The organism is Rhodococcus sp. JS3073 (genome assembly GCF_026810085.1).
In the GTDB taxonomy this organism is placed as follows: Bacteria; Actinomycetota; Actinomycetes; order Mycobacteriales; family Mycobacteriaceae; genus Rhodococcus_F; species Rhodococcus_F wratislaviensis.
This window is the reverse complement of record NZ_CP113952.1, coordinates 1,273,534-1,300,271: the sequence shown is the minus strand read 5'-3', so window position 1 is coordinate 1,300,271 and position 26,738 is coordinate 1,273,534. Positions and strand designations below refer to the sequence as shown.

General features: G+C 63.0%; 23 protein-coding genes and 1 pseudogene. 13 read left to right on the top strand and 11 right to left on the bottom strand.

Features of this window, described 5'->3' with window-relative positions:
* Position 1: 1 nt before the first annotated feature.
* The 7 genes from mdcA to OYT95_RS43900 all read right to left on the bottom strand — a co-directional run bounded on the left by mdcA (position 2) and on the right by OYT95_RS43900 (position 8,501).
* Positions 2-1,609: a malonate decarboxylase subunit alpha gene (mdcA, locus tag OYT95_RS43930; RefSeq protein ID WP_268792718.1), complete on the bottom strand. Its 1,608-nt coding sequence runs from the start codon at positions 1,607-1,609 to the stop codon at positions 2-4.
* A 198-nt stretch (positions 1,610-1,807) separates the two neighbouring features.
* On the bottom strand, positions 1,808-3,040 hold the full coding sequence (gene ribA / locus OYT95_RS43925) for a GTP cyclohydrolase II (RefSeq protein ID WP_268792717.1): 1,233 nt from the start codon (positions 3,038-3,040) through the stop codon (positions 1,808-1,810).
* Between the two features lie 439 nt (positions 3,041-3,479).
* A complete protein-coding gene (locus OYT95_RS43920) occupies positions 3,480-4,244 on the bottom strand; it encodes an enoyl-CoA hydratase/isomerase family protein (protein ID WP_268792716.1) in 765 nt (254 codons plus the stop codon).
* Positions 4,225-5,412, bottom strand: coding sequence for a CaiB/BaiF CoA transferase family protein (locus tag OYT95_RS43915; protein ID WP_268793263.1), 1,188 nt, complete (start codon positions 5,410-5,412; stop codon positions 4,225-4,227). Before OYT95_RS43915 ends, OYT95_RS43920 begins: the two co-directional genes overlap by 20 nt.
* A complete protein-coding gene (locus OYT95_RS43910; protein WP_268792715.1) occupies positions 5,412-6,569 on the bottom strand; it encodes an LLM class flavin-dependent oxidoreductase in 1,158 nt (385 codons plus the stop codon). Before OYT95_RS43910 ends, OYT95_RS43915 begins: the two co-directional genes overlap by 1 nt.
* A 26-nt stretch (positions 6,570-6,595) precedes the next feature.
* Positions 6,596-7,942 (bottom strand): MFS transporter, encoded by a 1,347-nt coding sequence (locus OYT95_RS43905; protein ID WP_268792714.1) that lies wholly within the window; start codon positions 7,940-7,942, stop codon positions 6,596-6,598.
* Positions 7,943-7,979: 37 nt separating this feature from the next.
* The gene (locus OYT95_RS43900) at positions 7,980-8,501 is read right to left on the bottom strand and encodes a flavin reductase family protein (protein ID WP_268792713.1); all 522 of its coding nucleotides are present in this window, start codon (positions 8,499-8,501) and stop codon (positions 7,980-7,982) included.
* A 144-nt stretch (positions 8,502-8,645) separates the two neighbouring features.
* Here OYT95_RS43900 and OYT95_RS43895 point away from each other — a divergent pair, with 144 nt between their 5' ends.
* Complete coding sequence (locus tag OYT95_RS43895; protein ID WP_268792712.1) at positions 8,646-9,875, top strand: PucR family transcriptional regulator; 1,230 nt, start codon at positions 8,646-8,648, stop codon at positions 9,873-9,875.
* A gap of 432 nt (positions 9,876-10,307) precedes the next feature.
* Here the strand turns inward: OYT95_RS43895 and OYT95_RS43890 are convergent, their stop codons facing one another.
* From OYT95_RS43890 to OYT95_RS43870, 4 genes and pseudogenes are all read right to left on the bottom strand, one after another.
* Entirely contained in the window at positions 10,308-10,652 is a 345-nt protein-coding gene (locus tag OYT95_RS43890; RefSeq protein ID WP_268792711.1) for a hypothetical protein, read from the bottom strand.
* 986 nt (positions 10,653-11,638) lie between these two features.
* Positions 11,639-12,070 (bottom strand): annotated as a pseudogene (locus OYT95_RS43880) (peroxidase family protein); the annotation flags it as partial.
* Between the two features lie 58 nt (positions 12,071-12,128).
* Positions 12,129-12,407, bottom strand: a complete 279-nt coding sequence (locus OYT95_RS43875) for a WhiB family transcriptional regulator (protein WP_268792709.1) — start codon at positions 12,405-12,407, stop codon at positions 12,129-12,131.
* An 823-nt stretch (positions 12,408-13,230) separates the two neighbouring features.
* Positions 13,231-13,488 (bottom strand): hypothetical protein, encoded by a 258-nt coding sequence (locus OYT95_RS43870; protein ID WP_268792708.1) that lies wholly within the window; start codon positions 13,486-13,488, stop codon positions 13,231-13,233.
* 568 nt (positions 13,489-14,056) lie between these two features.
* On the opposite strand from OYT95_RS43870, the gene OYT95_RS43865 reads away from it, so the two are divergent.
* From OYT95_RS43865 to OYT95_RS43810, 12 genes are all read left to right on the top strand, one after another.
* Positions 14,057-15,688, top strand: coding sequence for a methane monooxygenase (locus OYT95_RS43865; protein WP_268792707.1), 1,632 nt, complete (start codon positions 14,057-14,059; stop codon positions 15,686-15,688).
* Positions 15,689-15,782: 94 nt separating this feature from the next.
* Positions 15,783-16,826: an FAD-binding oxidoreductase gene (locus OYT95_RS43860; protein ID WP_268792706.1), complete on the top strand. Its 1,044-nt coding sequence runs from the start codon at positions 15,783-15,785 to the stop codon at positions 16,824-16,826.
* A gap of 48 nt (positions 16,827-16,874) precedes the next feature.
* Complete coding sequence (locus OYT95_RS43855) at positions 16,875-17,981, top strand: aromatic/alkene monooxygenase hydroxylase subunit beta (protein WP_268792705.1); 1,107 nt, start codon at positions 16,875-16,877, stop codon at positions 17,979-17,981.
* Positions 17,978-18,322 (top strand): propane 2-monooxygenase effector subunit MimD, encoded by a 345-nt coding sequence (gene mimD / locus OYT95_RS43850; RefSeq protein ID WP_268792704.1) that lies wholly within the window; start codon positions 17,978-17,980, stop codon positions 18,320-18,322. The genes OYT95_RS43855 and mimD overlap by 4 nt, the downstream gene beginning before the upstream one ends.
* 127 nt (positions 18,323-18,449) lie before the next feature.
* Positions 18,450-19,496: an alcohol dehydrogenase catalytic domain-containing protein gene (locus OYT95_RS43845; RefSeq protein ID WP_268792703.1), complete on the top strand. Its 1,047-nt coding sequence runs from the start codon at positions 18,450-18,452 to the stop codon at positions 19,494-19,496.
* A gap of 65 nt (positions 19,497-19,561) precedes the next feature.
* Positions 19,562-20,608: an amidohydrolase family protein gene (locus OYT95_RS43840; RefSeq protein ID WP_268792702.1), complete on the top strand. Its 1,047-nt coding sequence runs from the start codon at positions 19,562-19,564 to the stop codon at positions 20,606-20,608.
* A complete protein-coding gene (locus OYT95_RS43835) occupies positions 20,605-21,348 on the top strand; it encodes an iron-sulfur cluster assembly protein (RefSeq protein ID WP_268792701.1) in 744 nt (247 codons plus the stop codon). Before OYT95_RS43840 ends, OYT95_RS43835 begins: the two co-directional genes overlap by 4 nt.
* Positions 21,345-22,370, top strand: a complete 1,026-nt coding sequence (locus OYT95_RS43830) for an NAD(P)-dependent alcohol dehydrogenase (protein WP_268792700.1) — start codon at positions 21,345-21,347, stop codon at positions 22,368-22,370. Before OYT95_RS43835 ends, OYT95_RS43830 begins: the two co-directional genes overlap by 4 nt.
* A 41-nt stretch (positions 22,371-22,411) precedes the next feature.
* Positions 22,412-24,061, top strand: coding sequence for a chaperonin GroEL (groL, locus tag OYT95_RS43825; protein WP_268792699.1), 1,650 nt, complete (start codon positions 22,412-22,414; stop codon positions 24,059-24,061).
* A gap of 269 nt (positions 24,062-24,330) precedes the next feature.
* On the top strand, positions 24,331-24,657 hold the full coding sequence (locus tag OYT95_RS43820; RefSeq protein ID WP_268793262.1) for a putative quinol monooxygenase: 327 nt from the start codon (positions 24,331-24,333) through the stop codon (positions 24,655-24,657).
* A 259-nt stretch (positions 24,658-24,916) separates the two neighbouring features.
* A complete protein-coding gene (locus OYT95_RS43815; protein ID WP_268792698.1) occupies positions 24,917-26,287 on the top strand; it encodes an FAD-binding oxidoreductase in 1,371 nt (456 codons plus the stop codon).
* Between the two features lie 20 nt (positions 26,288-26,307).
* Positions 26,308-26,529 (top strand): hypothetical protein, encoded by a 222-nt coding sequence (locus tag OYT95_RS43810; RefSeq protein ID WP_268792697.1) that lies wholly within the window; start codon positions 26,308-26,310, stop codon positions 26,527-26,529.
* Positions 26,530-26,738: the final 209 nt, after the last annotated feature.

Genomic DNA, 26,738 nt, shown 5'->3' with positions numbered 1-26,738 from the left:
TCTACACCCTCCTGACGGGCGGGAGGTACAGACCGTCCGACCAGGTGACGAGATCGTCGAATGTTTGCGCGGCCAGTAGCTTTCTGCTCGCATCTCCTCGATTGACACCGATGTCCTCGGGGGCTGCGATAAGACCGTCCCGCCGCATCTGCTCATCTCTCAATCGATCTCGGGACAACGCGAGCGGCGTCGCTCCAGCTGCCCAGGACACGGCAGCTTTCCGCTCTTCGAGATCTCTGGCCTTGTGCAGGTAGGCGACACCTTGTTCGGTGACAATGTGAGTGATGTCGTCACCATAAATCATTATCGGTGCAGCATCGAACCCTGCCTCGCGACCTACCTGTACGGCGTCTAGTGACTCGACGAAATGTGGAACGCCTTTGCTGCTTTGGGTCTGCACTATCTGTACAACCAGCTTGCGCCCGCGGCCGTCGTTTGATTCGGCCATGCTAGCCCATGCTGGTGAGCTGTGCCGTCTCCCTCCAGGGTTGTTCCCAAGGTTCGGGGCTCCGCCGAATCCCGTGACCCGGCCGGCGGTCACAGTCGAGGAGTTCCCAAGGGAGTCTATTTGCAGCGTCGAACCGATGAACATGTCAGTGCCGTAGAGTCCTACCGTTTGAGCGGCCATTCGATTCGAACGCAGTGTGCCGTCCGCTCCAACGGGGAAGACCGTGGGCCGGGCATTGACGTAGTCGTTCATTCCGACCTCCCCGCCGAACGGCATCACGGATCTCACCCAGCCGGTCTCGATCGCAGGAATGAGTGTGGGGTGGGGATTGACGGCCCAGTCGAGACAGATTTTTCCTCTCAGCCCTAATGACTCACCGTATGTCGGAAGAAGTAATTCGATCGCTGCCGTGTTGTATCCGATGCCATGGTTCAAAGACGTCACCGAATGGCGCTCGTACACTCCGCGGATGGCGGCCATCGCCATCAATACCTGCGTGTCGGTGATCTTTGCAGGGTCCCGGGTGAACAGCGCCTCGAGGTGATAGGGGCGGTCGGCCTCGACTACGACATCTACCCACGAGCCGGGTATATCGACGCGGGGCAGGTCCGCGGTATTGACGATTTTGTTCACTTGTGCGATCACTACACCTCCGCGAAACGCGTTGGCCTCCACGATTACCGGCGTTTCTTCCGTGTTGGCGCCCGTGTAGAGATTGCCATCAGTGTCGGCCATTTCCGCGGCCACCAACGCCACCTGGGGGGCCAGATCGAGGTACATCCGTGCATACAGCTCAAGGTAAGTTTGGATTGCGTTCGTCTGAAGCGTTTCCTCAGTAATCGCTCGTGCAACCTTCTGTGACATTGGTCCGCAGTATGCAAAATCCGCGCGGCGTGCGAGCCCCGACTCGAACAGATCAAGATGTTCCTGGCGCGTGATACACGGCATCACCATGTGAAGATCGTGGATGCGACGGGTACTTACCTGTGCGAGTGACCGAGACAGGTAATCTGCTTGCTTTTGGTTGTTACCTTCGAGAGCGACCCGGTCTCCTGGTTCGAGCACACGCTGCAGAGCGTCCACGGTGGAGGCAGCGTCGAGCACTTTCCCTTTCATCATCTGGGTTATTGAGCGAAGGCGCTCGTTCTTGGTCCGTGGCATGCGTCGGCTCCGAGACTGGGTAGAGGCGAATGACGCCGTTTGGTTCACTTTGCTTGGGGTACGTTGTGGTGGCTCCGGGCAGGCGACGTCGCCGTTGGGATTTCGGATCCCTTCTCACAGCAGGCTTCACGGCGGCCCAGGCGCAACTGCTAGCCTTGCACCGTGATTGGGAACGCACCAGAATACCCGTCTCGGCTTCTATGAGGGCAATGCCCGGGGAAGGTCGAGAAGGTGGCCCATGCGGTCTCGCTTAGTGCGCAGGTAGCTCAGATTGTCCGGGGTCACGGCCGGGGGCAGCTCGACCCGTTCGGCGACTTGTATTCCGCCGGACCGTACTGCCTCCACCTTGTTCGGGTTATTGGTGATCAGCCGGATCTTGTCGACTCCGAGGTCCTGAAGTATCGCTGCGGCCACACTGAAATCGCGGCTGTCTACGGGAAGGCCCAACCGTAGGTTGGCTTCAACGGTGTCGCATCCAGCCTCTTGTAGAGCATATGCAGACAGCTTGCGACCGAGTCCGATGCCACGTCCTTCATGCCCCCGCATGTAGATCAGCACACCGACCTCTTCCGCGACGATGGCCTGGAGCGCTGCGTCGAGCTGGTGGCCACAATCGCATCGGCGGGATCGAATGAGATCCCCGGTCAAACACTCGCTGTGGATCCGCGTCAACAGACCGCTGGACCCTAGTGCGACCTCTTTGATATCACCGTGAGTGAGGACCAGGTGCTCGACGCCGTCTGCGGTTGACAGGTAGGAACGTACCTCGAAGTGGCCGTAATCGGTTGGGAGATTAGCTGAGCCACCGAATCTGACGGTCGTCTCGGTGTTCCGGCGATGCGCGATGAGGTCAGCGATCGTGATCATGGGGATGTTGTGTTCGACCGCGAATGCGGCGAGGGTCTGCCCGGACATAGGGACACCATTGTCGGCAACAAGCTCAGTTATCACCGCAACCTCACGGCAACCGGCCATCCGCACCAGGTCGACGGACGCCTCGGTATGCCCATCGCGTTCCAGGACACCCCCCGGCCGAGCGCGTAACGGGAACACGTGACCGGGACGCCGCAGATCTTCGGGACGGGTGTCTGGTGAGGCAAGAGAGTGGACTGTTCTTGTACGGTCTTTCGCCGAGATGCCCGTTCCCGCTCCGTTAGCATCGACCGTGACCGTGAAAGCGGTGCCGTGGTTGTCAGTATTGACTTCCACCATGAAGTCCAACTTGAGGCGATCTGCGATCTCGTTCGACATCGGTGTGCATACGATTCCGCTGCCATGGCGAAGGAGGAATGTCATGTCGTCGGTATCGAGGTGTTCGGCCGCCATCACGAGGTCTCCCTCGTTCTCCCTGTCCTCGTCGTCGGCGACCAAGACCATGCGGCCTTCCGCTATTGCCTGCACAGCAACGCCGATTGCGACGCGTGATTTCATCTCATACTCCGTACTGCGTGTGGGGACACTGGACCAATGACGCCTGAGCCGTGGCGTGGGTGGGATCGTGTGGGAAGGAACGCCGAGTGCCGTTGTCGTGTTTGGTTACCGCCTCGACTGTTGATGGGTCAATCCACCTGCCCGGGGGGACAACGAGGTGGATCTACTCGAGGCACGGACGAGTCGGGACCGCAAGGCGGCCGATATGGGCAGTCCAACATGGCAACGACATGCGGGCGCCCATTCCTCTAACGTCATCGTGGCCTCCTCGGTTCATCGCCACGCTCTGCCGCACGGTTGATGCTGCTGACTGCTGTCTGTCCGGTGTGGAGTGTCTGCGTCGCCGTGTCATCGTGATTCAGACACTCCACATCGGCTCGGTATGTCGGCTCAGGCCGATCAACTGCCGCGAAGGCACCCTGCTGCGAGGAATGAACTCTTACCCACGAGCACCGTCCAAGTAGTGAGCAAGCCGTCTGCGCAGACCTGGCCTGGTCAGCGAGGTCACTAGCGTCGCCATGTCGGCAGCGTCGTCTGCGTCCGACGCGATCGAAGTACGGTTGAGCACCATGGTCACCGATGGCGTATCGAGACCAGTTGTGGCTGCGACGATCTTCTCTACCTCTGCCTGCTGGTGCTCGCGCGGAACAATGACGGTCGCAAGCCCTAATCGCAAGGCTGTCGAGGCATCTACATCGCGAGACTCCAAGAGGAGATCTCGGGCCACGTGGGATCCGACGATCGCGGCAAGATGTCGAGTACCGAGGGCCACCCCGAACCTGAATCCCGGAAGTCTCATCGAGGTTCCCGGATCCAGCAGTCGGTAACCGCAGGCAGCGACGATGTCGGCGCCGGCCCCGACCGCTTTCCCGCTCACACAGGCGACGGTGAGAAACGGTGCCCGGCGCAGCCGTTGGAGTAGTTGTTCGATTCGGACGAAGCGGAGTAGCAGGTCTCCCTCAGAGCCGTCCAGAACACCCTCCATGTCGAAGCCACCACAAAAATGGCGGCCTTCGCTTCGCAGTACAAGTACCCGGGTGTCTTCGGCGCTCACGTTCTCGAGCACCTCCAGGAGTTGTTCGACTGTGGCCGCGTCGAGCGAGTTCGCCCGTCCTGGCCGGTCGATCGTTACGGTGACGACCTCTCGGGATCGTTCGACGCGCACATCGCCAGTCATTTTGGAATCATCGATCGCAACGTTCATCGAGCCACTCCTTCATTACTTCGTCGTTGTGTTCTCCCAGCATGGGAGGGGTCCGTAGTTCTGTTTCGTGACCTGTGATCGGCACAGGAAAGCTAATGGTGTCGGTCGTGACTCCGTTGGGCAGACGCAGCGGTTTAACCAGTCCCATCGCTGCGACATGTGGGTCGTCGAGGATTTCGGAGAAGGTGTTGATCGGCGCGCAAGGCACACCCGCCCCCTCGAAGGTGATCAGCCACGCTGCTGCCTTCTTTTCCAAAAAGCGGACAGCGAGTACATGCGTGAGTGTGTCCTGGTTGCGGGCCCGCAACTCCTGGGTTCGGAATCGTTCGTCGCTCACCAGTTGGGGCATCTCGACGACGTCGCAGAATCGCTTCCACAAGTCGTGGTTTCCAGCTGCCACCACAAAGCTCTTGTCTGCGGCACGGAATGCTCGGTAAGGCGCATTGCGGGGGTGCGCTGAGCCCAGCCGGCGTGGGTCTCGACCGCTGCCGAAATACTCGCTGGTCTGTAGCGCCGAGATCCCGAGTAGTGTGCCGAGCATCGAGCAGTCGATTCGCCCGCCTATTCCGGTACGTGTCGCGCGATGCACGGTGGCTGCGATCGTGTATGCGGCGTAAAGACCGGCAACGAAGTCGCCAACGGGTACTCCACATTTTACCGGATCGCCGTGTTCATCGCCGGTGATGCTCATTAGCCCGGAGATGGCTTGTACGGTGACGTCGAATGCGCCTCGCCGGGAATAGGGTCCGATCTGGCCGTACCCGGAGATCGAGCAGTAGACGATCTTCGGGTTGGTGTCGGCGAGCACATCGTAGCCTAGGCCGAGACGATCTAGTGTTCCAGCACGAAAATTCTCGACGACGACATCGGCCGTGCGGGCAAGTTCGAGGACCGAGGCTTTGTCATCGGGCGATTTCAGATCGAATGCGACGCTGCGCTTGTTGCGGTTGATGGATGCGAAGTTGCCGCTGTAGCGGGACGGTCCGTCGGGTGCATCCATTAACGGGGGCCACTGGCGCATGCCATCGCCGTCACCGGCGCGCTCGATTTTGACGACGTCCGCTCCCAAATCGGCGAGCAGAGATCCGGTGAATGGGCCTGCAGCTATCTGCCCGAATTCGAGCACGCGTAGCCCTGCGAAGGGGGCTTCGGCCGTGTTGGTTTGCATCACGCACCTGCCTTCCGCAATCCGGCCTCGATCATCAGGGGCATGACCTTCTCACCAAAGATCTTCAGATCAGGCAGGTAGTCGTAGAAGTTCACCTGCATGCCATCGCAACCAGCGTCGTTCAGTTTCACGAACCACTCGACGATCTGCTCGGGGGTACCTACCAGGTGGACGTTGCCGCCGACTACCCACTGTGCGCGACTGTGGCCACGCCAGGACGTGTTGTCCCCGCCCGTGAACCCGGCGACGAAATTGTCCGCGGCGATGGGGTCCTCGTTCTCGAGGATGGCGTGATATGCCGCCCACGCTTCCTTCTCGGTCTCGCGGCAAATGACGTGCGGGTTGATTACAGTGCGAACGTCGCGACCGTGTGCCCGGGCAAGGTCCTTGATCTTCTTGTTGTGTGCGGGCAGAGTCTCGACGGCCCGGTTAGGATCCGCACCACCAGGGCTGGTGATGAAAATCAGATCTGAGTATTGCGCTGCGTATTCGAGACCAGCCGGTGAGGACGCGGCATTGACCATGACCGGACGCCCGTGGACAGGCTTGGGCAAAATGTGCGCGTCCTGCATGGACCAGTGCTTGCCCTGCATCGTCACGTTGTCATCGCTCGCCCAGAGCATTTCCATCATGTCGGTGAATTCGGCCGCCATGGAGTAGCGCAGGTCGTGCTCGATCGGGTCGAGCCCGAACATCCGGTACTCGCTGGGCTTGTAGCCGGTCACGACGTTTAGGCCCCAGCGACCGCCGGAGATGTGGTCGATGCATGCGCCGTACTTCGCGAGATGGACCGGATGCCAACCGTAGAGAACATGCACGGTGCTGATCAGCATCAGCTTCGAGGTTTGGGCGGCGAGTGCGGCCGAGCTGATGAGCGGATCGAGCTCGTGCTCACGGAAGTTCGTGTCGCCGCCGTAGCCGCCTTTGCCGAGCCACTGTCCAAGGCCGAAGGCGAGGTCGAAGCCGTACTTCTCCGCTTCAATCGCGCATTTGGCGTTGTACTCGTACGTCCAGGTGGTGTCACGGGGCGCGGACGACGGGCTCCATGCGCCCTCCTGCAACGGCAGGAAGAGACCCAGGATCAGCTTGTTTTCCATTGCTGCGGTCAGCGGCGAACTCGGCGCCAGCGCGGTTGCCGGGGTGAGTGACGTCGACATAGGTCAACCTTTTCTTCGTAGGGTGGTTAGGAAGCTGTCTGCCGGTCACGTACCGGCACCGGTGTGTCCTGCATGTCTTGTGGGTCGTCAACGCTTGGCATGAAAAACAGTGCCAGAAAAGCGATTAGACACATTCCCATCAGATACAGAGCGATAGGCAGCGTGGAATTGAAAGTGGCCATAAAGGCCGTCGCAATCAGTGCAGCTGGGCCTCCTGACGTGATCGAGGACAGCTGGTAGCTGAGCGATGCGCCGCTGTAGCGAACTTCGGCAGGGAAGCTTTCAGCGATGAACGAGCTCTGCGGTCCGTACTGCATGTCGTGGACGACAAGCGAGAGTACGATCCCCGCAACCATGAGCGCCGTGATACCGGAATTGAGCAACCCGAAGTAGGGCAACGCGAAGAGGAACATCACGATGATGCCGATTTGCAGCATCCTCTTGCGACCGATTCGGTCGGACATCGATCCCCAGAACAACGTACTTCCCAGCGAGACCGCTGCGGCGAGCATCACCGCCAGCAGCATGGACGACCGTGTCTGTCCGAGCGAGGTAACGCCGTAGGTGAGAACGAATGTTGTGAAGATGTAGAACGACGCGTGCTGGCCCGCTCGCATCAGCGTCGCCTGCAGGACTCTGCGCCAGTGGTGGCGCAGCAGGTAAGCGACCGGTGCCTGTCGGATCGTGCCGTCTCGTTTGGCTTCCTCGAACGAGGACGTTTCCTTTACCCGCAACCGCAGGAACAGCGCGAGACCTGTGAGCAAGAAACTGAACAGGAACGGAATACGCCATCCGAACGATTCATATGACTCCTGGGGAATCATGCGGTTGGCGGCTTCGGTGACAATGGTTGCGGTGATCAGTCCGAGCGGGCTGCCGAATTGCGGGAGACTTCCCATAAAACCCCGCTTCCCCTTGGCTGAGTTCCATTCGGTGGCCATCAGGACCGAGCCACCCCAATCACCACCGACGCCGATGCCCTGGACCACGCGCAGGGCCACCAGGATCACAGCGCCCCAGATCCCCACCATGTCGTAGGTTGGAGCCAATCCGACGAAAAACGTACCGAATCCCATGAGCAATGTTGTGACGATCAAGACTCCGCGGCGGCCGATGCTGTCACCGAAGTGCCCAAAGATCATCGCGCCCACTGGCCGGGCCACGAATCCGGCGAAGAACGTCCCGAGCGCTAAGAGCGTCCCGGCGTAGGGGCTGCTAGAGGGAAAGAAAAGGTGGTTGAAGACCAAGGCTGCGGACAGGCCGTAGACGTAGAAGTCGTACCATTCGATGGCACTGCCTGCGGTCGACGCTATCAGAGCGCGGCGAGCCATCTTTGAATCAGATTGGCTCTTGTTCTCATCGGTACTCGGCATCCGAGTTCTCCTGTTTGTGGACATTGATGGTGGGTGGTCAAGCCGCAAGCCGACGGTGGCGACCGCGGAAGAACACCAGCGGCTCTCCTGGCCCGTGCTCGGCGTCGATCACGCGACCGACGATAAGGGTGTGGTCACCCGCGACCTGGACGGTTTCGACGGCACACTCAAGCCAGCCCAGAGCACCGTTCAGGATCGGCGTGTCAGCCTTGCCTCTACGGTGGGAAATCTGATCGAACTTGTCCTCGGAACGGCTGGCGAAGAGCGAGCACAAATCACTGCCCTCCGCACTGTCCGGCAATATGTTGATTGCGAAGGAGCCGGCTTGCTCGATGGCCGCTCGGGTGCGAGAGGTGTGCGCAAGAGAGATCAACATCAGGGCCGGATCGAGGCTGACACTCAGGACCGCATTGGCAGCACACCCGTGCTCCTTCTCGTCGGTGGAGCAGGTGATGATGGTTATGCCTGTGGCGAATGTGCCGGCGACTGCCCGCAGCAGACTCTGCTCGATCGTGTCAGCGTGTACCGGCGATTCGCTGACATTCTGGGTGAGCGACATGGACTTCTCCTGATTCGGTGAAGATTTATGTCGATTCCCGCCCTACTTGGAAAGCCTTCGGACGAGATCGGTGAATAAAGTAAGTCTCGCCTCGTCCCAGCGCGGCGTCATCGGAGACATCACACCCCCTGAAGGACGGTATTTGTGACAGAGTCACAACCAGACGCGGAGGACTTCGACAGCGTCGGTCGATACGTCACGGACACGATCTGTGCGGCGAACCCGGATTACGCACAACTGCCAGCAGCGGTTTTAGTCGACGTCGTGGAAACGAATGTGCAAAACGCGCGCATCTACCTCCATGCCGTCGCCCACCAGAGCCAGCCGACAAGCCAGGAGCTCGCCTCGCTAGCCGACGCTGCGCGAAGGAGAGTTCGTCAGGGCGTGCCACTCGAGGGGATGCTTCGCGCCTACAGGATCGGCGCCCGAGCCATGTGGGAAAAGTTCAGCGAAAGCAGGCCAGACCTCGACCCTCATGCGTTAACGGATTACACCCTTCGCTACATCGACTGGGTGAGCAGCGAGGCCGAACGAGCGTATTTGGCCGAACGTGACAATTTGCTGAACTCGAAGCTGGAGGCGACCCGCCTGCTGCTGTCGCGCATTGTCGCCGACGACTTCCACACCGCCGACGAACGCAACGCCGCCGTGCGCTCTCTCGGGCTCAATCCTGAGCAGCCGCACGTCACAGTGGTGATTGGGCCGACACGACGCGCAAGCACCACAGTTGACGCTCTCCTTCTGGAGCTCCTCCAGACGTGCCGACGGCTGATCCCAGGCGCTACGTCGGCGCTGACGCGCCGAGGAGTAGTCATCCTCGTCCCCGCAGCTGCGACGAGCGGGATCGAAGCTCTGGTAAATCAGGCACTCCGTCAGTCGAAGGCCGGTCCGGACGACGTCAGCGCAGGCTTGAGCAGGCCTGCGCCTACAGCCGAGGGCCTGGCCGCGGCCGTGCACGAAGCAGAGCGGGCCCGCACTCTCGGCGAAATTCTCTTCCCTAAAAGGGGATTGCACACCTACGAGGCCACCGGCTTCTTCGATCTGTTCCGACAAGGAACACCTGTCGATACGTTCGTTGCGACCGTGCTCGGCGGCCTTGGCGGGACGGAACGAACAAGCAAAGTCGATCTGGTCCACACACTCTATGTGTACTTCACTCTCGGAATGAACAGGCGAGCCGCCGCATCCCAACTCGGCATTCACCCGAACACCCTGGACTATCGGCTTCGCCAGGCAGCAAAGACATCCGGCGTGGATCTCACCTCGCCGGAGCGATCGTTTCGCTTTCAACTTGCCGTTCGACTGTTGCCGTTGTGCACGCAAACAGCGGAGCTTGAGGACAAGGATGAACTAACGCAGTTTCTCGTCGAATAGCCGACCGCCGTGAGCTTGATGGCGGAGGCGTCGGGGCTTGCCGGCGACCACTCGAGCAGTCGCCGCCGAGTGGTTCGACCAGCAGCCGCGGTGCCCGCGACTCTGACCAAGACGTGTGTCTGTGTGTGCCATCGTCCACCAGATGGATAGGGGTCGTTGCCAATACACGCGCAGGGCACTCAAGGGGTGGCGTCTGCCGCTGTTGCGCGATGGTAGTCCCGGCGGTGAACTCCTGCCGGTGGCCGCCAAACGCTCGGATCGTGGCGTGCATTGGCTCGGCGGCGGTCTGCCTGGTGGCACGGCGATAGGTGTTGGCCAGGGCTGGTCTGCCACGGGTGGAGGATGGTTCGCTTGACATCTCACCGGAGGCGAGATGATCCGAGCATGTCCGGCCGGACCATCCAGCCTCGATTCCTTCGTGAGTGACTGGTTCTACCGGTCGGCTCGGGCGGTCGGCGCGAGTTCCGGTTCCTCACGCGCGGATGGCTCGCTGGCCGACTCCTTCCGGGACCTATCGAGAACAATGACGGCTATGGCCGCGATGAACATCATGGCGGCGACCAGGACGAACGCGACGGTGGAAGTACCGGTAGCAGCTTTGAGCGCTCCCGTCGTGTAGGGCCAGACGAACCCGCTGAGGTTGCCGACCGAGTTGATCATCGCGATGCCCGCGGCTGCGAACGCCGCAGACAGGAATCGGAGTGGCAACTGCCAGAACAGCGGAAGGGCGATATAGACACAGGACGCGGTCACCGAGAGCAGCGCGATTGCCAGCACCGGATTACCGGCGACGGGACTCAGAAAGCATTCGGAAAGTGGGTCATGCCCGTGCGAGGCGTCGGGTCATGAGGCCGATCATGGCGACGTGAATGACGGCCTCGTGGTGGTCGGGTCGGCTCTCGTAAGCGCGGACGCAACGGCGGTGCTTGTTGATCCACGCAAACGTGCGCTCGACTACCCAAACCCGGGGCCGCACGTGGAATCCGCACGCGGCCGGGGATCCGTCTGATGATCTCGACCTGCAGGGCTCGCCGGCCACCGCGGAGGGCGTTGTTCGTCTCCCGCCAGTCGTTCGGGCCCGATGTCAACCTCGCCAGCGCGGTGTCTGAGCTTTTCGGCGACTGAGCTTTTCGGCATCGCGTCGAGGACCCCGGCGCTTCGTCGCCGATCTGCGGCGCAGCGGCTCCATGAGCACCGCGGAGATCACGTCGAGGATCGAGGCCATGTTCGCCGACGACCGCAGGCCCACCCGCCGCGCGGTCGCGCACTGACGAATTCGGTTGCCGACGACGAGGCACATCCGGACCCGCTCGCGCGGGAGAGCGGTGGGGCTACGACGCATTCAGCAGCGCACATGCTACGGATTACCGACCTCCGCGGAAGAGCACGGCTGTGCGCCTACGGTGTTGGGCGCCTGGACCTGGATGTCGGTCCAGGCCAGTACCGCATTCCGAGAGATACCCGTTTCCCGATCTGTGGTTCCAGACGAGATGCTGCGTGAGTCGGCGTTTAGGCAGCGGCTGCTCGATGCCGATCCATCGAGCAGCGTGGCGGCCTCATGCCACACGGGGCACGGCCACGCGAGGACCCGACACTATCCGTTCTTGGTAAGTTGTTTCACCTGGGCACCAATGCTTTTCGATTCCCCCACACGCCACTCCATGCGCTGGAGGAAGTGCACTGCACCCCGCGAGCGGTGTCAGCTCGCGGGGTGCCGCACGAGGTTGTGGATGATCCGCCCGGGGGCGATCATCGCGCCGTGATCAGGCGATATCGAACCGGTCGAGCATCATCACCTTGTTCCACGCAGAGATGAAGTCGTGGACGAACTTGTCCTGCGCGTCATCACAGGCGTAGACCTCGGCGAGCGCACGCAGCTCCGAGTTGGAACCGAAGACCAGGTCGTTGCGGGTTCCGGACCACTTGACCTCGCCGGTGGCGGCATCCGTGCCCTCGTAGATGCCCGCCTCGGACGTCGACGCCCACTCGGTGCCCAGGTCGAGCAGGTTGACGAAGAAGTCGTTGGTCAACGATCCCGTCTTCGTGGTGAGGACGCCGTGAGACGACTGCTGGTGGTTCGCGCCGAGGACACGCAGGCCGCCCACGAGGACGGTCATCTCCGGTGCGCTGAGGGTCAGCAGGTTCGCCCTGTCGATCAGGGCGTACTCGGCCGGCAGCCGCTGGCCCTTGCCGACGTCTGCATGTGGCGCACACATACCGAGACGTGGCCGCAGGAGGGGGCGAACGTCAAAGTCATGACACGTTCCGCCTTCCCGGGGGACGATGTCGTGCCGAGATTCGGAGAGCTGGTGGTGGAGCGGGAGTGTGGTGGGTGGGTGTCGGGTTGAGATGGCGGCGGTCGATCTCGTTGGTGCCTCCCCGGATTCCCCAGGCTTCGCCGCTGGCCAGGGCATAGCCGCGGCATTCCTGCCGAACCGGGCATCTCCCGCAGATCTCCTTCGCGACCCGTTCTCTGCGAATCCGAGCACCCCGGTCTTCGCCGTCCCGGGGGAAGAACACCTCGGAATCCATGATCGGCACAATGCGTCGAATTGCCGGTCCCAAAGGTGCATCAGGGGTCGCGGGAGACGGACAGAAAGCTGGGGCGATGCCATCGTTCTGTGCTTCTAGTGAGTCGTGGGCGGTGAGTGGTCGCAGCATTTCTGCTCTGCCTTATGGGCCGTGTATTGAGCCGGTGTTCAACGGGACTCGGCACCTCGAGTGAGTGTGCGGACGGGTCGGTGGCCTCCGGGAAGCACTGGGAAACATCCCAATTGCGTCCTGCACCACTGGGACACGATCGCACTGCAGTTCCTCGACACACATTCGTACCCACCGTTCCTCTGTCCGAGCGAGGGCCATCTGGCGGATCAGCCCATGAAAAATATTGATTTCGACACGGGGTGTCAGGAGCGCGATCAGGGCGTGGAGAATAAACGTCGGCACTGGTGTCAATCCTGGTTCTACTGATGTCTCGGAAAGGTATTCGGCCTCGAATCATCGCGGCTCGAGGGATCGTTGTAATGGGAAGCCTGCGTTCGAAGCTGCGCCAGTTGTCAAACTGACCGCGCAGAGCACCCACCGCGCAGTGAGGCTGCAAGTACGCGGCACGGCGCAGTGGTTGACTGCCTAGAAGTGTTGCTGCAGCATCGGCCCCCGGGGCCGTGCGGTCACGACGTTCGAGTTGTCCGGTACCGGTGCACCGTTTGCGGTGGTGAGTCCGTGGGGGTTGCTCATCGATCTCTCCTGTTTGGTCACCCTGGCCGGAACGCGGGTGAACGTCTCTGGGGCAGGAGTGTCCCTCAGAACCGGGCTCGGTGATGTCTCAATTTGATATTGGCAGGACAGGCGGGGCTCAATAGGCGATGCCGAACCCGCGGATCTTGCGGTGGATCGTGCCCGGGACATGCCCAACGCTGTCAGCGGAGGCAGTCTTGTCGCCCGCGTGCAGGGCGAGCGCCTCCACGATCGCGTCACGCTCGAGCGATTGAAGCTTGCTCAGGTTCGCCCGGGTGGTCGCTCGGCACTCGGCGGGCAGGGCGTCGGGCTCGATGACGCCGGAGCGGCCGGCGGCGATGGATTTCTTCAGGGACGCTGCGTAGGTGGGTGACATTTCCGCGCCATGCCAGGCGTGTGAGCTTGGTTCAACGATGCGGGCGAGAGCGCGAGCTCGGTGGCCCCGGCAGCGTTGAAAAGTGCCTGCACCAGGTCGGGGATGTCGTCGAGGTGAAAGCGCAGGCGGACAGAACCCGGGTGGGCGGCGCGGGTGAGAACGGTATCGACCGGAACGGGTTCGACATAGGCGGCCGTCAGGGCGTCGTTCTCCCCCAGCGCTTCGGGCGGGCGTGACCAGGAAACGCGTAGCCAGTGCCGGAGCCGGAGGGCCGCCGGGTTGGGTGGGGAGGGCGCGGTTGAGGAAAAGGGCGCGGGCGTAGCCCCTTTCGAATTTCTGGGATCGTGGGAAGTGCTCGTGTTCTGTGCGCCCATCGTCGATCTCCCCCCGGGGGTGGCTGTGGTGTCACGGGCACCCTGCTCTCTGGCCGGAGCAGTATAGGGAGCCCGTCAAGTGTGACATCAGTCTCAGACTGAGACGGCTGCGGCGCGGATCACGGGGTTCAATAAATCGCACAACGTCCCCCCCAAGCCGGCACACAGCCGGCTCTCGATCTAGGAGGCGCACATTGAGTAAACAGAGCCTGACGAAGGCCCACGCGAAGATCAGCGAGATGACGTGGGATCCGACCTTCGCGACCCCGGCCACCCGGTTCGGCACCGACTACACGTTCGAGAAGGCCCCGAAGAAGGACCCTCTCAAGCAGATCATGCGGTCCTACTTCCCGATGGAGGAGGAGAAGGACAACCGCGTGTACGGCGCCATGGACGGCGCGATCCGCGGCAACATGTTCCGCCAGGTCCAGCAGCGGTGGATGGAATGGCAGAAGCTGTTCCTGTCGATCATCCCGTTCCCGGAGATCTCGGCGGCCAGGGCGATGCCGATGGCCATCGACGCCGTCCCCAACCCGGAAATCCACAACGGGCTGGCGGTGCAGATGATCGACGAGGTTCGGCACTCGACGATTCAGATGAACCTCAAGAAGCTGTACATGAACAACTACATCGACCCGGCCGGGTTCGATATGACCGAGAAGGCGTTCGCGAACAACTACGCGGGCACCATCGGCCGGCAGTTCGGTGAGGGATTCATCACCGGTGACGCGATCACCGCGGCGAACATCTACCTGACCGTGGTGGCGGAGACCGCGTTCACGAACACCCTGTTCGTGGCGATGCCCGACGAGGCCGCAGCAAATGGTGATTACCTGCTGCCGACGGTGTTTCACTCGGTGCAGTCCGACGAGTCGCGGCACATCTCCAACGGCTACTCGATCCTGCTGATGGCACTCGCCGATGAGCGCAACCGTCCGCTGCTCGAGCGGGATCTGCGGTACGCGTGGTGGAACAACCACTGTGTGGTCGACGCCGCGATCGGCACCTTCATCGAATACGGGACGAAGGATCGCCGTAAGGACCGGGAAAGTTACGCCGAGATGTGGCGGCGGTGGATTTACGACGACTACTACCGCAGCTACCTCATCCCGCTCGAGAAGTACGGGCTGACGATTCCGCATGATCTGGTCGAGGAGTCGTGGAAGCGGATCACCGAAAAGGGTTACGTGCACGAGGTGGCGCGGTTCTTCGCCACCGGCTGGCCGGTGAATTACTGGCGGATCGATACTATGACCGACAAGGACTTCGAGTGGTTCGAGCACAAGTACCCGGGCTGGTACTCGAAGTACGGCAAGTGGTGGGAGGAGTACAACCGCCTCGCCTACCCCGGCCGCAACAAGCCGATCGCGTTCGAGGAGGTCGGGTACCAGTACCCGCACCGCTGCTGGACCTGCATGGTGCCCGCCCTCATCCGCGAGGACATGGTCGTGGAGAAGGTGGACAACCAGTGGCGGACCTACTGCTCGGAGACTTGCTACTGGACCGACGCCGTCGCATTCCGTGAGGAGTACCAGGGCCGCCCGACCCCGAACATGGGGCGTCTCACCGGATTCCGGGAGTGGGAAACGCTGCATCACGGCAAGGATCTCGCCGACATCGTCCAGGACCTCGGTTATGTCCGCGACGACGGTAAGACCCTGGTCGGTCAGCCGCACCTGCACCTGGACGACCCGAAGAAGCTGTGGACCCTCGACGACGTCCGCGGCAATACGTTCCAGAGCCCCAACGTGCTCTTGAACCAGATGTCTGAAGCCGAACGCAAGGCGCACATCGCGGCGTACCGCGCCGGCGCAGTTCCCGCCTGACACAGCCTGACCCAGGCTCGGTGGGCGGCGCCTGATCACCACGGCGCCGCCCACCGCATCCAGCGCAATCATCCACGAGCCCAGGAGATACCCCGTGGCCGACACTCACCGGATCAACTTCGAGCCCGTCGACATCGAGATGGAGGTCGGCGAGGACGAGTACATCCTCGATGCCGCCTTCCGGCAAGGCATTCACCTGATGCACGGCTGCCGCGAAGGACGATGCTCGGCCTGCAAATCCTTTGTCCTCGACGGCGATATCCAGATGGAGAACTACTCGACGTTTGCGTGCAACGAAGCCGAGGTCGACGAGGGACACGTCCTGCTCTGCCGCTCGACTGCGTACAGCGACTGCACCATTGAGCTACTCAACTTCGACGAGGACGAACTCCTCGGCGGTGTCCCCATCCAGGATGTGCGCACTCGGGTGACCGGGATCGAGCCGATGACCAAGGACATCGTCTCGCTTCGCCTGGCGCCGGTCGAACCCGAGACATTCGAGTTCAAACCCGGCCAGTACGCCGACCTGCACATCCCCGGCTCCGACGAGCACCGCTCCTTCTCGATGGCGACGACACAATCGACGCCGGGGCAGGTCGAGTTCCTGATCAAGAAGTATCCCGGTGGCAGGTTCGCCGGCTTGCTCGACGACGGGATCTCGGTGGGTGACGACATCTCGCTGACCGGCCCCTATGGCTCGTTCACCCTCAAGGACGCCCACGTCCTTCCCGTGGTCTGCATCGGTGGCGGGGCGGGGATGGCCCCGATCCTGTCGCTGCTGCGGCACATGAGCGAGACAGCCAACACGCGGCCGGTGCACTTCTACTACGGGGCCCGCACCCCGCAGGACCTGTTCTACCTCGACGAAATCCTCGAGCTCGGCAAGAACCTGACGGACTTCACGTTCGTCGCCTGCCTCTCGGAAACGATGGACCCGGTCACGTCGGGCCTGATCACGTTCGAGGACGGCAACGTCACCGACGTGGTCGATCGCCGGGAATCGGACATCGCCAAGTCCGAGGTCTACCTGTGCGGCCCCCCGCCCATGGTCGATGCCGCCCTCGCATTGCTCGAGGCCAACGGAGTCCCGAACGACCAGGTCTTCTACGACAAGTTCACCAGCCCGGCCTTCGAGTAACTGCAGCGGGCATCCCGCCCTCCAATCCATCGACAGGAACCGAAAAAGATGACTGCAACCAAAGAACCTAAACAACGCAGCTTCCCCTCGATCGAATTCACCGACTCCGAGGCGGGGGCGCTGGAGTTCCCGAGCTCGAAGAGCAGAACTTACAGCTACTACACGCCGGCGAAACGGCGGGCGACGATGTACGAGGACGTCACCGTCGACGTGCAGCCCGACCCCGACCGCCACCTGTCGCAGGGCTGGATCTACGGCTTCGGCAACGGTCCCGGCGGATACCCGAAGGAGTGGACGGCCGCGAAGTCGTCGAATTGGCACGCCTTCCTCGACCCGAACGAGGAGTGGGACCAGACCATCTTCCGCAACAACTCCAAGGTGGTACATCAGGTCGAGTTGTGCCTGTCGAACGCCAAGCGGGCGCGGGCCTACGACGGATGGAACTCGCCGTGGCTCAAGTTCATCGAACGCAACCTCGGTGCGTGGATGCACGCGGAGAACGGTCTGGCACTGCACGTGTTCACAGCCATCCAGCGTTCGGGCCCGACGAACATGATCAATACCGCCGTCGCCGTCAACGCCGTCCACAAGATGCGGTTCGCGCAGGATCTCGCGCTGTTCAACCTCGACTTGTCCGAGGCCGCCGAGGCCTTCGACGGCCCCGCGCACAAGGAGGTCTGGCAGGCGGCGCCCGAATGGCAGCCGACCCGTGAGGTCGTCGAACGACTGACCGCGGTGCCGGACTGGTGTGAGCTGCTTTTCGCCACCAACATCGTGTTCGAACAGCTCGTGGGTTCGCTGTTCCGCAGTGAATTGGTCATGCAGATCTCCGCCGGTAACGGTGACTACATCACCCCCACCATCGTGGGCACCGGCGAGCACGACTACGACCGCGACCTCGCCTACACCCGCAACCTCTTCCAGCTGCTGACCCGGGACCCCGAGACCGGCGATGCGAACAAGGAACTCTTCGGCACCTGGATGGCGACCTGGGTGCCGCGGTGCCTCGACGCCGCCCGGGCGCTGCAACCGATCTGGTCGCAGCCGGCCGACAAGGCCGTCACCTTCGCCACCAGTTTCGACGCCGCCGCGGCGAAGTTCCGTTCCCTGCTCGAGGACCTCGGGCTCGACATCCCCAAGGAGTTGGACCAGTGAGCATGCAATTCGGATCGTCCACCGAGTTCTCCAACATGTGTGGCGTCACCCTGATGAACACCCCGACCGGCCGCGTCGTCGCCGAAGTGATGGGGGCCAAAGACGGCGTGGAGCTGACCGAGTACCCCTCGATGATCCGCGTCGACGGCCAGAAGCTGCTCAACTTCGACTACGAGGAGCTCACCGACGCCCTCGGCGAGGAATTCGACGGCTCCATCTTCGAGGAGATCAGCTCCACCCACTACGGACGCATGGTCCATCTCGACGACAAGACCATGCTGTTCGCCAGCCCCGAGGACGCCGCCGAATACATCGGCTTCGATCTCACGGAGCGTCAGTGATCTAGCCCCTGAGCTCACCTATGTCCGTCGGTGCCGCCGATTCACGTTCGAAAGTGCGGCGGCGCCGGCAGACAACTCGACATAGCCGCCTTTGATTTCTCGCCTTCCCTCAACGAAAGAGACCGTCGTGAAAGCACTTGTGTTCCAGGGCCCGGGCTCGATGTCGTGGACCGACGTTCCGGACGCACAACTGATCGACCCCACCGACGTGGTGGTCCGGGTCGATACGACCACGATCTGCGGGACCGACCTGCACATCCTCAAAGGCGACGTGCCAGCCGTCACGCCCGGTCGGGTGCTCGGCCACGAGGCGGTCGGCACCATCACCGACGTCGGGACGGCGGTCACCTCGCTCGAAGTCGGCGACCGGGTGCTTGTGCCGGCCATCACCTCGTGCGGCAAATGCGCACCCTGTAAGACCGCGATGCCCTCGCACTGCGCGTCCGTCGGTGGTATCGGCTGGATCTTCGGCCACCTGATCGACGGCACACAGGCCGAGTACGTACGCGTTCCCTACGCCGAGACCAGCGTGCACGTACTGCCCAAGGGTGTCACCAACGAGCAGGCGATCTTTCTGGCCGACATCCTTCCGACCGGTTTCGAGATCGGCGTGCAGAACGCGCACATCAAGCCCGGAGACACCGTGGTCGTCGTCGGGGTCGGCCCGGTCGGACTATCCGCGATCCGCACCTCCGGCCTGTACAGCGCCGCGACCGTCATCGCCGTCGACCTCTCGGAGGCCAGGCTCAAACGTTCGCTCGATTTCGGCGCCGACGAGACGATCAACAGTGGCAGAGAGGACGTGCGTGAACGCGTCCTGGAACTCACCAACGGTCAGGGCGCGAACGTGGCGATCGAGGCCGTCGGGATCCCGGCGACCTTCGAACTGTGCACCACGCTGGTGCGCCCCGGGGGACACATCGCCAACGTCGGCGTGCACGGAAAACCCGTGAACTTGCACCTCGAAGACCTCTGGATCAACAACATCACCATCACCACCGGCCTGGTCAACGGCACCACCATCGCCACGCTCCTGGATCTGGTGGCGCACGGCAAGATCGACGCCGGCGCGTTCGGCACCCACTCATTCGGTCTCGACCAAATGATCGAAGCATATGACGTCTTCGCGCACGCGGACTCCCACGACGCCTTGAAGGTCACCATCTCTCGGTGACCAACGACCCGACGTTGCCATATCCGGTTCTGTACCAACCGATCCCATCAATTGGAGCACGTAAGATGTATGAGAAGAACGGCGAGAAGTACTACATCGTGGACGCGCATGTAGCCCTCTGGGACGCCCGCGAGTCGAACCAGAAGAACGTGCACGGCAAGCAGTTCATCGACTGCTTCTACGACTACCACAAGAACCTCAGCCCCGAAGAGGTCGTGTGGGACTACGACACCTACACGTACTACGGCGGTGACCGCCTGATGCAGGACCTCTTCGTGGACGGATACGTCGACCACGCGATCTTCCAGCCGGCGTTGCTGAGCGAGTTCTACCGCAACGGATTCGGGCAGACCGAGGAAGCGTTCGCCCTCACCCGGAAGCACCCCGACAAGCTCACTTACAACCACGCCTACGACCCGCGTCACGAGGAGGCCGGGCTCGAGCAACTGCGCAGGGACGCGGCTCGGATGAACCTGCAGGGCGTCAAACTCTACACCGCCGAGTGGCACGGAGACTCCCGCGGCTACAAGCTCGACGACAAATGGTCACGGCGCTACCTCGAAGAGTGCATCGAGCTGGGCATCAAGAACATTCACATACACAAGGGCCCCACGATCCGACCCCTGGACCGCGACGCCTTCGACGTGGCGGACGTCGACAAGGTCGCGACCGACTACCTGGACCTGCGTTTCGTCGTGGAGCACGTGGGCCTGCCGCGGCTCGAGGACTTCTGCTGGATCGCGACCCAGGAGTCGAACGTCTACGGCGGCCTCGCGGTGGCGTTGCCCTTCATCCACACCCGCCCACGGTATTTCGCGCAGATCATCGGCGAGCTCCTCTACTGGATCGGTGAGGACAAGATCCTGTTCAGCAGCGACTACGCGCTGTGGACCCCGAGGTGGCTGATCGAGCAGTTCGTCGACTTCCAGATCCCCGAGGACATGCAGGGCGAGTACGCCCCGATCACGGTCGAGCAGAAGAAGAAGATCCTCGGCCTCAACGCGGCGGCGCTCTACGACATCGCTGTTCCCGCGGGCCTGCAGCTGTCCGAGCTGGCCGGGCAGGAGGGTGTCGAGGTCGCCGCCGGGGCGCGGGAGACCGTGTCGTCATGACCGCCGCCGTTGTCTGCACCGACCAGGACGTCCTGATGGCCCTGTCGACGGTCACTGACCCGGAGCTGGACGAGCCGATCACCGATCTCGGTTTCGTCCGGTCGGTGATGCTCGACGACGACGGGGTGACCGTGCACCTGCGGCTGCCGACCGCCTTTTGCTCGCCGAACTTCGCCTACCTCATGGCCTCCGACGCCCTCGACGCCCTACGCCTGGTCGAGGACATCGGCGAGGTGCGTGTGCTGCTGGACGACCATCATGACAGCGACAAGATCAACGCCGGCCTCGCGGCCGACGCCGGATACGTCGGGACGTTCGGCTCCGAGGCGCAGGAAAGCTTGCACGAGTTGCGCCGGACATTCCTGTCCAAGGCACACTCCGCGGCGATGGAGCGGTGCGTCGAGGCGCACCTGAAGACCACCGACGTGGGGGTCAACGAGATCTACCGGCTCACCCTCAGCGACCTTGCACCCGGGAAGGCCAAGGCCGCGCTGCTGCGTCGCCGGATCGGTATCGGGTTGAGCATCTGCCCGGCCAGCCGGGTGTTCGTCGACGACGACGGCAAGCGCATCGCACCGGAGTCGGTGCCGATGCGGCTGCGCTTCGCCAAGTCGGTGCGGATCTCGATGGAAGGCAACGCGCACTTCTGCCGGGGCCTACTCGCCACCCGCTACGCCGACAGCGAATCCGTCGGCGCCACACCGCGAATCACCAACCTCAGAACCAGGAGCCCACGATGAAGGCCGTGCAAGTGGTGGGATACCACACCAAGCTGCAGCTCACCGACATTCCCGAACCCACCATCGACGGTCCCCTCGATGTCATCGTGCGGATCGGCGGTGCCGGTGTGTGCCGCACCGACCTCCACGTTCTCGAAGGACAGTGGGAGGAGAAGTCCGGGGTCGAGCTGCCCTACACGATCGGTCACGAGAACGCCGGCTGGGTGCACGCCGTCGGCGACGCCGTCACCAACGTGGCAGTGGGCGACACGGTGATCCTGCACCCCCTCATCACCTGTGGGCTCTGCCGTGCCTGCCGGTCCGGCGACGACGTGCACTGCCAGAACAGCCGGTTCCCCGGCATCGACACCAACGGCGGCTACGCCGAATACCTGCGCACCACCGCCCGCAGCGTGGTGAGGATAGACGACTCGCTCGAGCCCGCCGACGTGGCCGCTCTCGCCGACGCAGGGCTCACCGCGTACCACGCGGTCGCGAAGGTGGCGAAGACGACCCGGCCCGGCGATGTGTGCGTGGTGATCGGTGCGGGCGGGCTCGGTCACATCGGCATCCAGGTCCTCAAGGCGATCTCCGGTGTCACCGTGGTCGTGCTCGACCGCAATCCCGAGGCGATCAAGCTCGCCGTGAGCATCGGCGCCGACCACGGGATCGTCGCCGACGGCACCCACATCCAGCAGGTCTTGGACCTGACGGGCGGCCACGGCGCGGAAGCCGTCGTCGATTTCGTCGGCGAGGGTGGTGCAACGGCGGAAGGGATCGCGATGCTGCGCCGTGCCGGAAACTATTACGTCGTCGGATACGGCGAGAACATCGATGTCCCCACGATCGATGTGATCTCCACGGAGATCAACTTCATCGGAAACCTGGTCGGTTCCTACAACGACTTGCAGGAGCTCATGACCCTCGCCGCCCAGGGCAAGGTGACTTTGCATACGACCAAGTACCCGCTCGAAGAATTCCAGAAAGCACTCGACGATCTGGATTCGGGGCGGGTGCGCGGCCGGGCGATCCTCGTTCCCTAGACCGCGTTCCTCCACTTCAGTCAGCACGAAAGGAAACAGCCATGGCCAAGGAGCTGCGGTACAACAAGCAGGCACGTCTTCTCCTCGAGCACGGTGTCAACGCCCTCGCCGACGCGGTCAAAGTGACCCTCGGCCCTAAGGGGCGCAACGCCGTACTCGAGAAGCTCACCGGCCCGCCCACGATCACCAACGACGGGGTCACGATCGCCCGGGAAATCCAACTGCGCGACCCCTTCGCCAACATGGGAGCCCAGTTGGTCAAGGAAGTGGCGATGAAGACCAACGGCGTCGTGGGTGATGGCACCACCACCGCCACCGTGCTGGCACAGGCGATGGTGCGCGAGGGAATGCGCGCCGTCGAGGCCGGCGCCAACCCCATGCGGGTGCGCCGCGGCATCGAGCAGACCGTCCCGGTCGTCGTCGACTCGCTTCGCCAACAATCGACACAGGTCGGCGGCCAGAGCGACCTGCAGCGGATCGCGAGCCTCGCCGCAAGCGATGACGAGGTCATCGGTCTGGCCATCGCCCAGGCGGTCGACTACGTCGGTAAGTCCGGGGTCGTCACCACCGAGGAGAGCGACACCCTCGGTATGTCGGTCGACATCGTCGACGGGATCGAGTTCGATCACGGCTACATCTCCGGCTACATGGTCACCGATCCCGAGCGGATGGAAGCGGTGCACGAGAACCCGCTGATCCTGTTGACCAACAAGAAGATCAACCAGGTCCAGGACATCATGCCGAGCATCGAGGTGGCCAAGCGCGCCGACCGGCCCCTGGTGGTGCTGGCCGAGGACGTCGACGGTCCCGCCCTGCAGCTTCTGGTCGGGGGCAACATGCACAAGACGATGCAGTCGGTGGTCGTCCGGGCGCCCGGTTTCGGTCACCGTCGCGTCGCCGAGCTCCAGGACCTCGCGGTGGCATTGGGTGGGCATGTCATCGCCAAGGACACCGGTATCGAGCTGTCCGAGATATCTCTCGAACACCTCGGGTCGTGTGACCGCATCACCGTGACCGAGAACGAGACGACGATCGTCGGCGGGCACGGCGATCCGAGCCTGGTCGACGCCCGCATCGCACAACTCGAGGCGCAGCTCGAGCGGGCGAAGATCGACGCCGATCAGGACAGTCTCGAGCTGCGTATTGCCCGGCTCACCGGTCGGGTCGCCGTTATCCGGGTGGGCGGCGCCACCAGCGTCGAACTCAAGGAACGGATGCTGCGGGTCGAAGACGCTTTGGCCGCTACCCGGGCTGCCCTCGAGGAGGGCATCCTGTCCGGCGGTGGCACGGCTCTGACCCAGGCGCACCGCGCGCTCGCTGGACTCGACCTTCCGGGCGACGAGGGGGTCGGGTGTGACGTCGTCCGGCGCGCGTTGGCCGAGCCCCTGCGCTGGATTGCCATCAATGCCGGTTTCGACGGTGACGAGGTCGTCGACACCGTCGCGGGGTTGCCCCTGGGCCATGGGTTCAACGCCCTGACCGGGGAATACGGCGACCTGTTCGAGGATGGGGTCATCGACCCGTTCAAGGTCACCCGTGCAGCGCTCGAGAGTGCCGCATCGATCGCGGCGCTGCTCATCACGACCGAGACCGCCGTGGTGGAGGAGGTCTTCGGTAACCCCGGCGCCATCGTGGCACCCGGGTTCGGAGATCTGGCCGAGGGCATGATCCGCCCCTCGAACATCTACTGACCTCTCACGCAGGTCGCGGTCGGCCACCCCTCGTCTCTTCCTTCGAGGCAGTGGCCGACCGCGCCACCGCGCCCCGACGGAGAACCGCTGTGATGCTGCCGCAGGACAGCAGACGTCTACGGCTTCATGTCCGGTGTTCGTCTTCTCATAATTCCCGATATCACTGTTATTCGGGTTGTCGGGGCGCGGTCTCATTTCTTTCGACCAAGGTTTTCTTCTTCCGTCGCTCGCGGTTGGCGATTCGACCGGAAATACTGATTGGGGTCACGATGATTTTTATTGTGGTGAAGTTCGCTGTTCTCGACAGGCATCAGGACGATTGGCTGCAGGCCACGAAGGAATTCACCGAGGCCACCAGGGCCGAACCGGGAAACCTCTGGTTCGAGTGGTTCCATAGTGCAGACAATCCCGCCGAATATTTGCTGGTAGAGGCATTCCGGGATCCTCAGGCCGGTGCCGATCACGTCAACGCCGATCACTTCAAGAGGGGTCTGGAATCCATGCGCCCGGCGCTGAGCGAAACGCCTCGGATCATCAACACCGAAATTCCCGGCGTCGACTGGTCACGCATGGGTGAACTCGAGATCACTCAGTAGTCAACGCACACCGCATCATCGGCGATTTCCTTAAGTCACGACACGACACGACCCTGCCCGGTGTCCGGGGGCACGAAGTTGTTTTCGCGCCCATTTTCCGGCGCCCGGGCCGAACCTGACCGGGTTGGACACAGTGCGCCCGGAGCGTCATCGGTGGGCGATGTGAAAGACCACCGGTGTCTGCGGCGGACGACTACTCCGCTCGGGGCCCTGGAGTGGGTGCGACACAGACAAAGAACCAGCGCGAAAGGACGACATCATGACCGGAGTGGTGGCAGATCCCGTCGCCGAGTTGACGGTGCTGCTCGGTGAGGCGGTCGTCGACGACCCCGACCGGTTGATTGCCTACAGGCGGGACCAGTCACTGCTGACCCCCGTCGGTGAGCCGCTCGCGCTGGTTCGGGCCCGGACCGTGGCCGACGTTGCCACCACGCTGAAAACCGCTCACCGGTACGGTATTCCGGTGGTCACCCGCGGCGCGGGTACCGGACTGGCCGGCGGCGCAAACGCGCTCGATGGCTGCATCGTTCTGAGCACCGAGAAACTGAACCGCATTCTGGAGATCGACGAACGATCCCGCACGGCTACCGTCGAGGCGGGTGTGATCAACGGCGACTTGGCCGCCGCGGTCGCCGGACACGGACTCTGGTACGTGCCCGACCCCGGTAGCCGCGCCATCTCCACCATCGGAGGAAATCTCGCGACCAACGCCGGCGGGGCGTGCTGCGCGAAGTACGGTGTCACCTCCGACCACGTCGCACGGATCACGGCGGTGCTGGCGGACGGGCGCATCATCCACACCGGCTCCGCCACCCGGAAGAACGTCGCCGGCTTGAACCTCACCCAGCTTCTCGTCGGATCCGAAGGCACGTTGGCGGTGATCGTCGAGGCTACGATGCGGCTACGGACGAAGCCGTCCAAGACCGCCACCGTCGTCGCCGCCTTCGCCGATCCCGTCCACGCCGTGAACGCGGTGATGGCAATTCAGACCGTGGCGGACCCGTGCCTGGTCGAACTGATGGACCGGACGACCATCACGGCAGTCAACGACATGACGCATATGGGCCTCGACGAATCGGCTGGTGCGTTGCTGCTCGTCCAATGCGACGGCGACGGTGCGGTCACCGAAGCCGACCGGTGTGCGACAGCGTGCCGCAACGCCGCGGCCACGGAGATCTACGAGACCACGGACCCCGCCGAAAGCGACGGCCTCATCCAGGCACGTCGCGTCGCGCTGACCGCCCTCGAACGCCGCGGCAGCACGCTGCTCGACGACCTCGCCGTCCCGGTCCCCCGATTACCGGAAATGCTGAACGCCATCACCGCCATCGCCGACCGCCACCAGCTTCTCATCGGCACCTTCGGGCACGCCGCCGACGGAAACCTGCACCCGACGATCGTGTTCGACGCAGCAGACGCTGACATGACCGCTCGCGCACACCGCGCCTTCGACGACCTGGTCGCCCAGTGCCTGGCGCTGGGTGGATCGATCACCGGAGAGCACGGAATCGGGGTGCTCAAGCGCCCCTATCTCGAGGCCATGATCGGTCCGACGGAACGTGAACTGATGGCCGGAGTGAAAGCCGTCTTCGACCCGGCAGGGATCCTGAACCCCGGCCGGGCGGTATGACCAGCAGCAGAAGGAGAGCCATGTCCGACCAAGTCGATACCGACGTGCTGAAGCGCGACATCCTCTGGGCGCGGCCCGGCGGTGGTGGCGCCGAAGACATCAAGGAGGCGAGTGTGACCGCCAGGCACCGTCAGACCCGACAAGGCGATCAGGAGGTACGAGCAACACGCCCCGAACCCGGCGTGTTGACCCAAAAAGATCTTACCCTGGTCATCGAGGCCCTCACGGGCGTTCGCTCATGAGAGATGAGGACCGGCGCGGAACCGCCGAACCCTCATCTCTCACGCAGCGGAACCGCGGTGAACGACCCCACGTCCCCTTTACCGTCATCGCCGGCGCCATCATCAACGGCATCGGCTGTCGCCGCCGGTCCGCCGACCGCACAGTGTCTCAAAATGAGACCTGTATCACATTTGGACGGCGTAGCCTCGACGGTGAAGTCGGCGGAAAG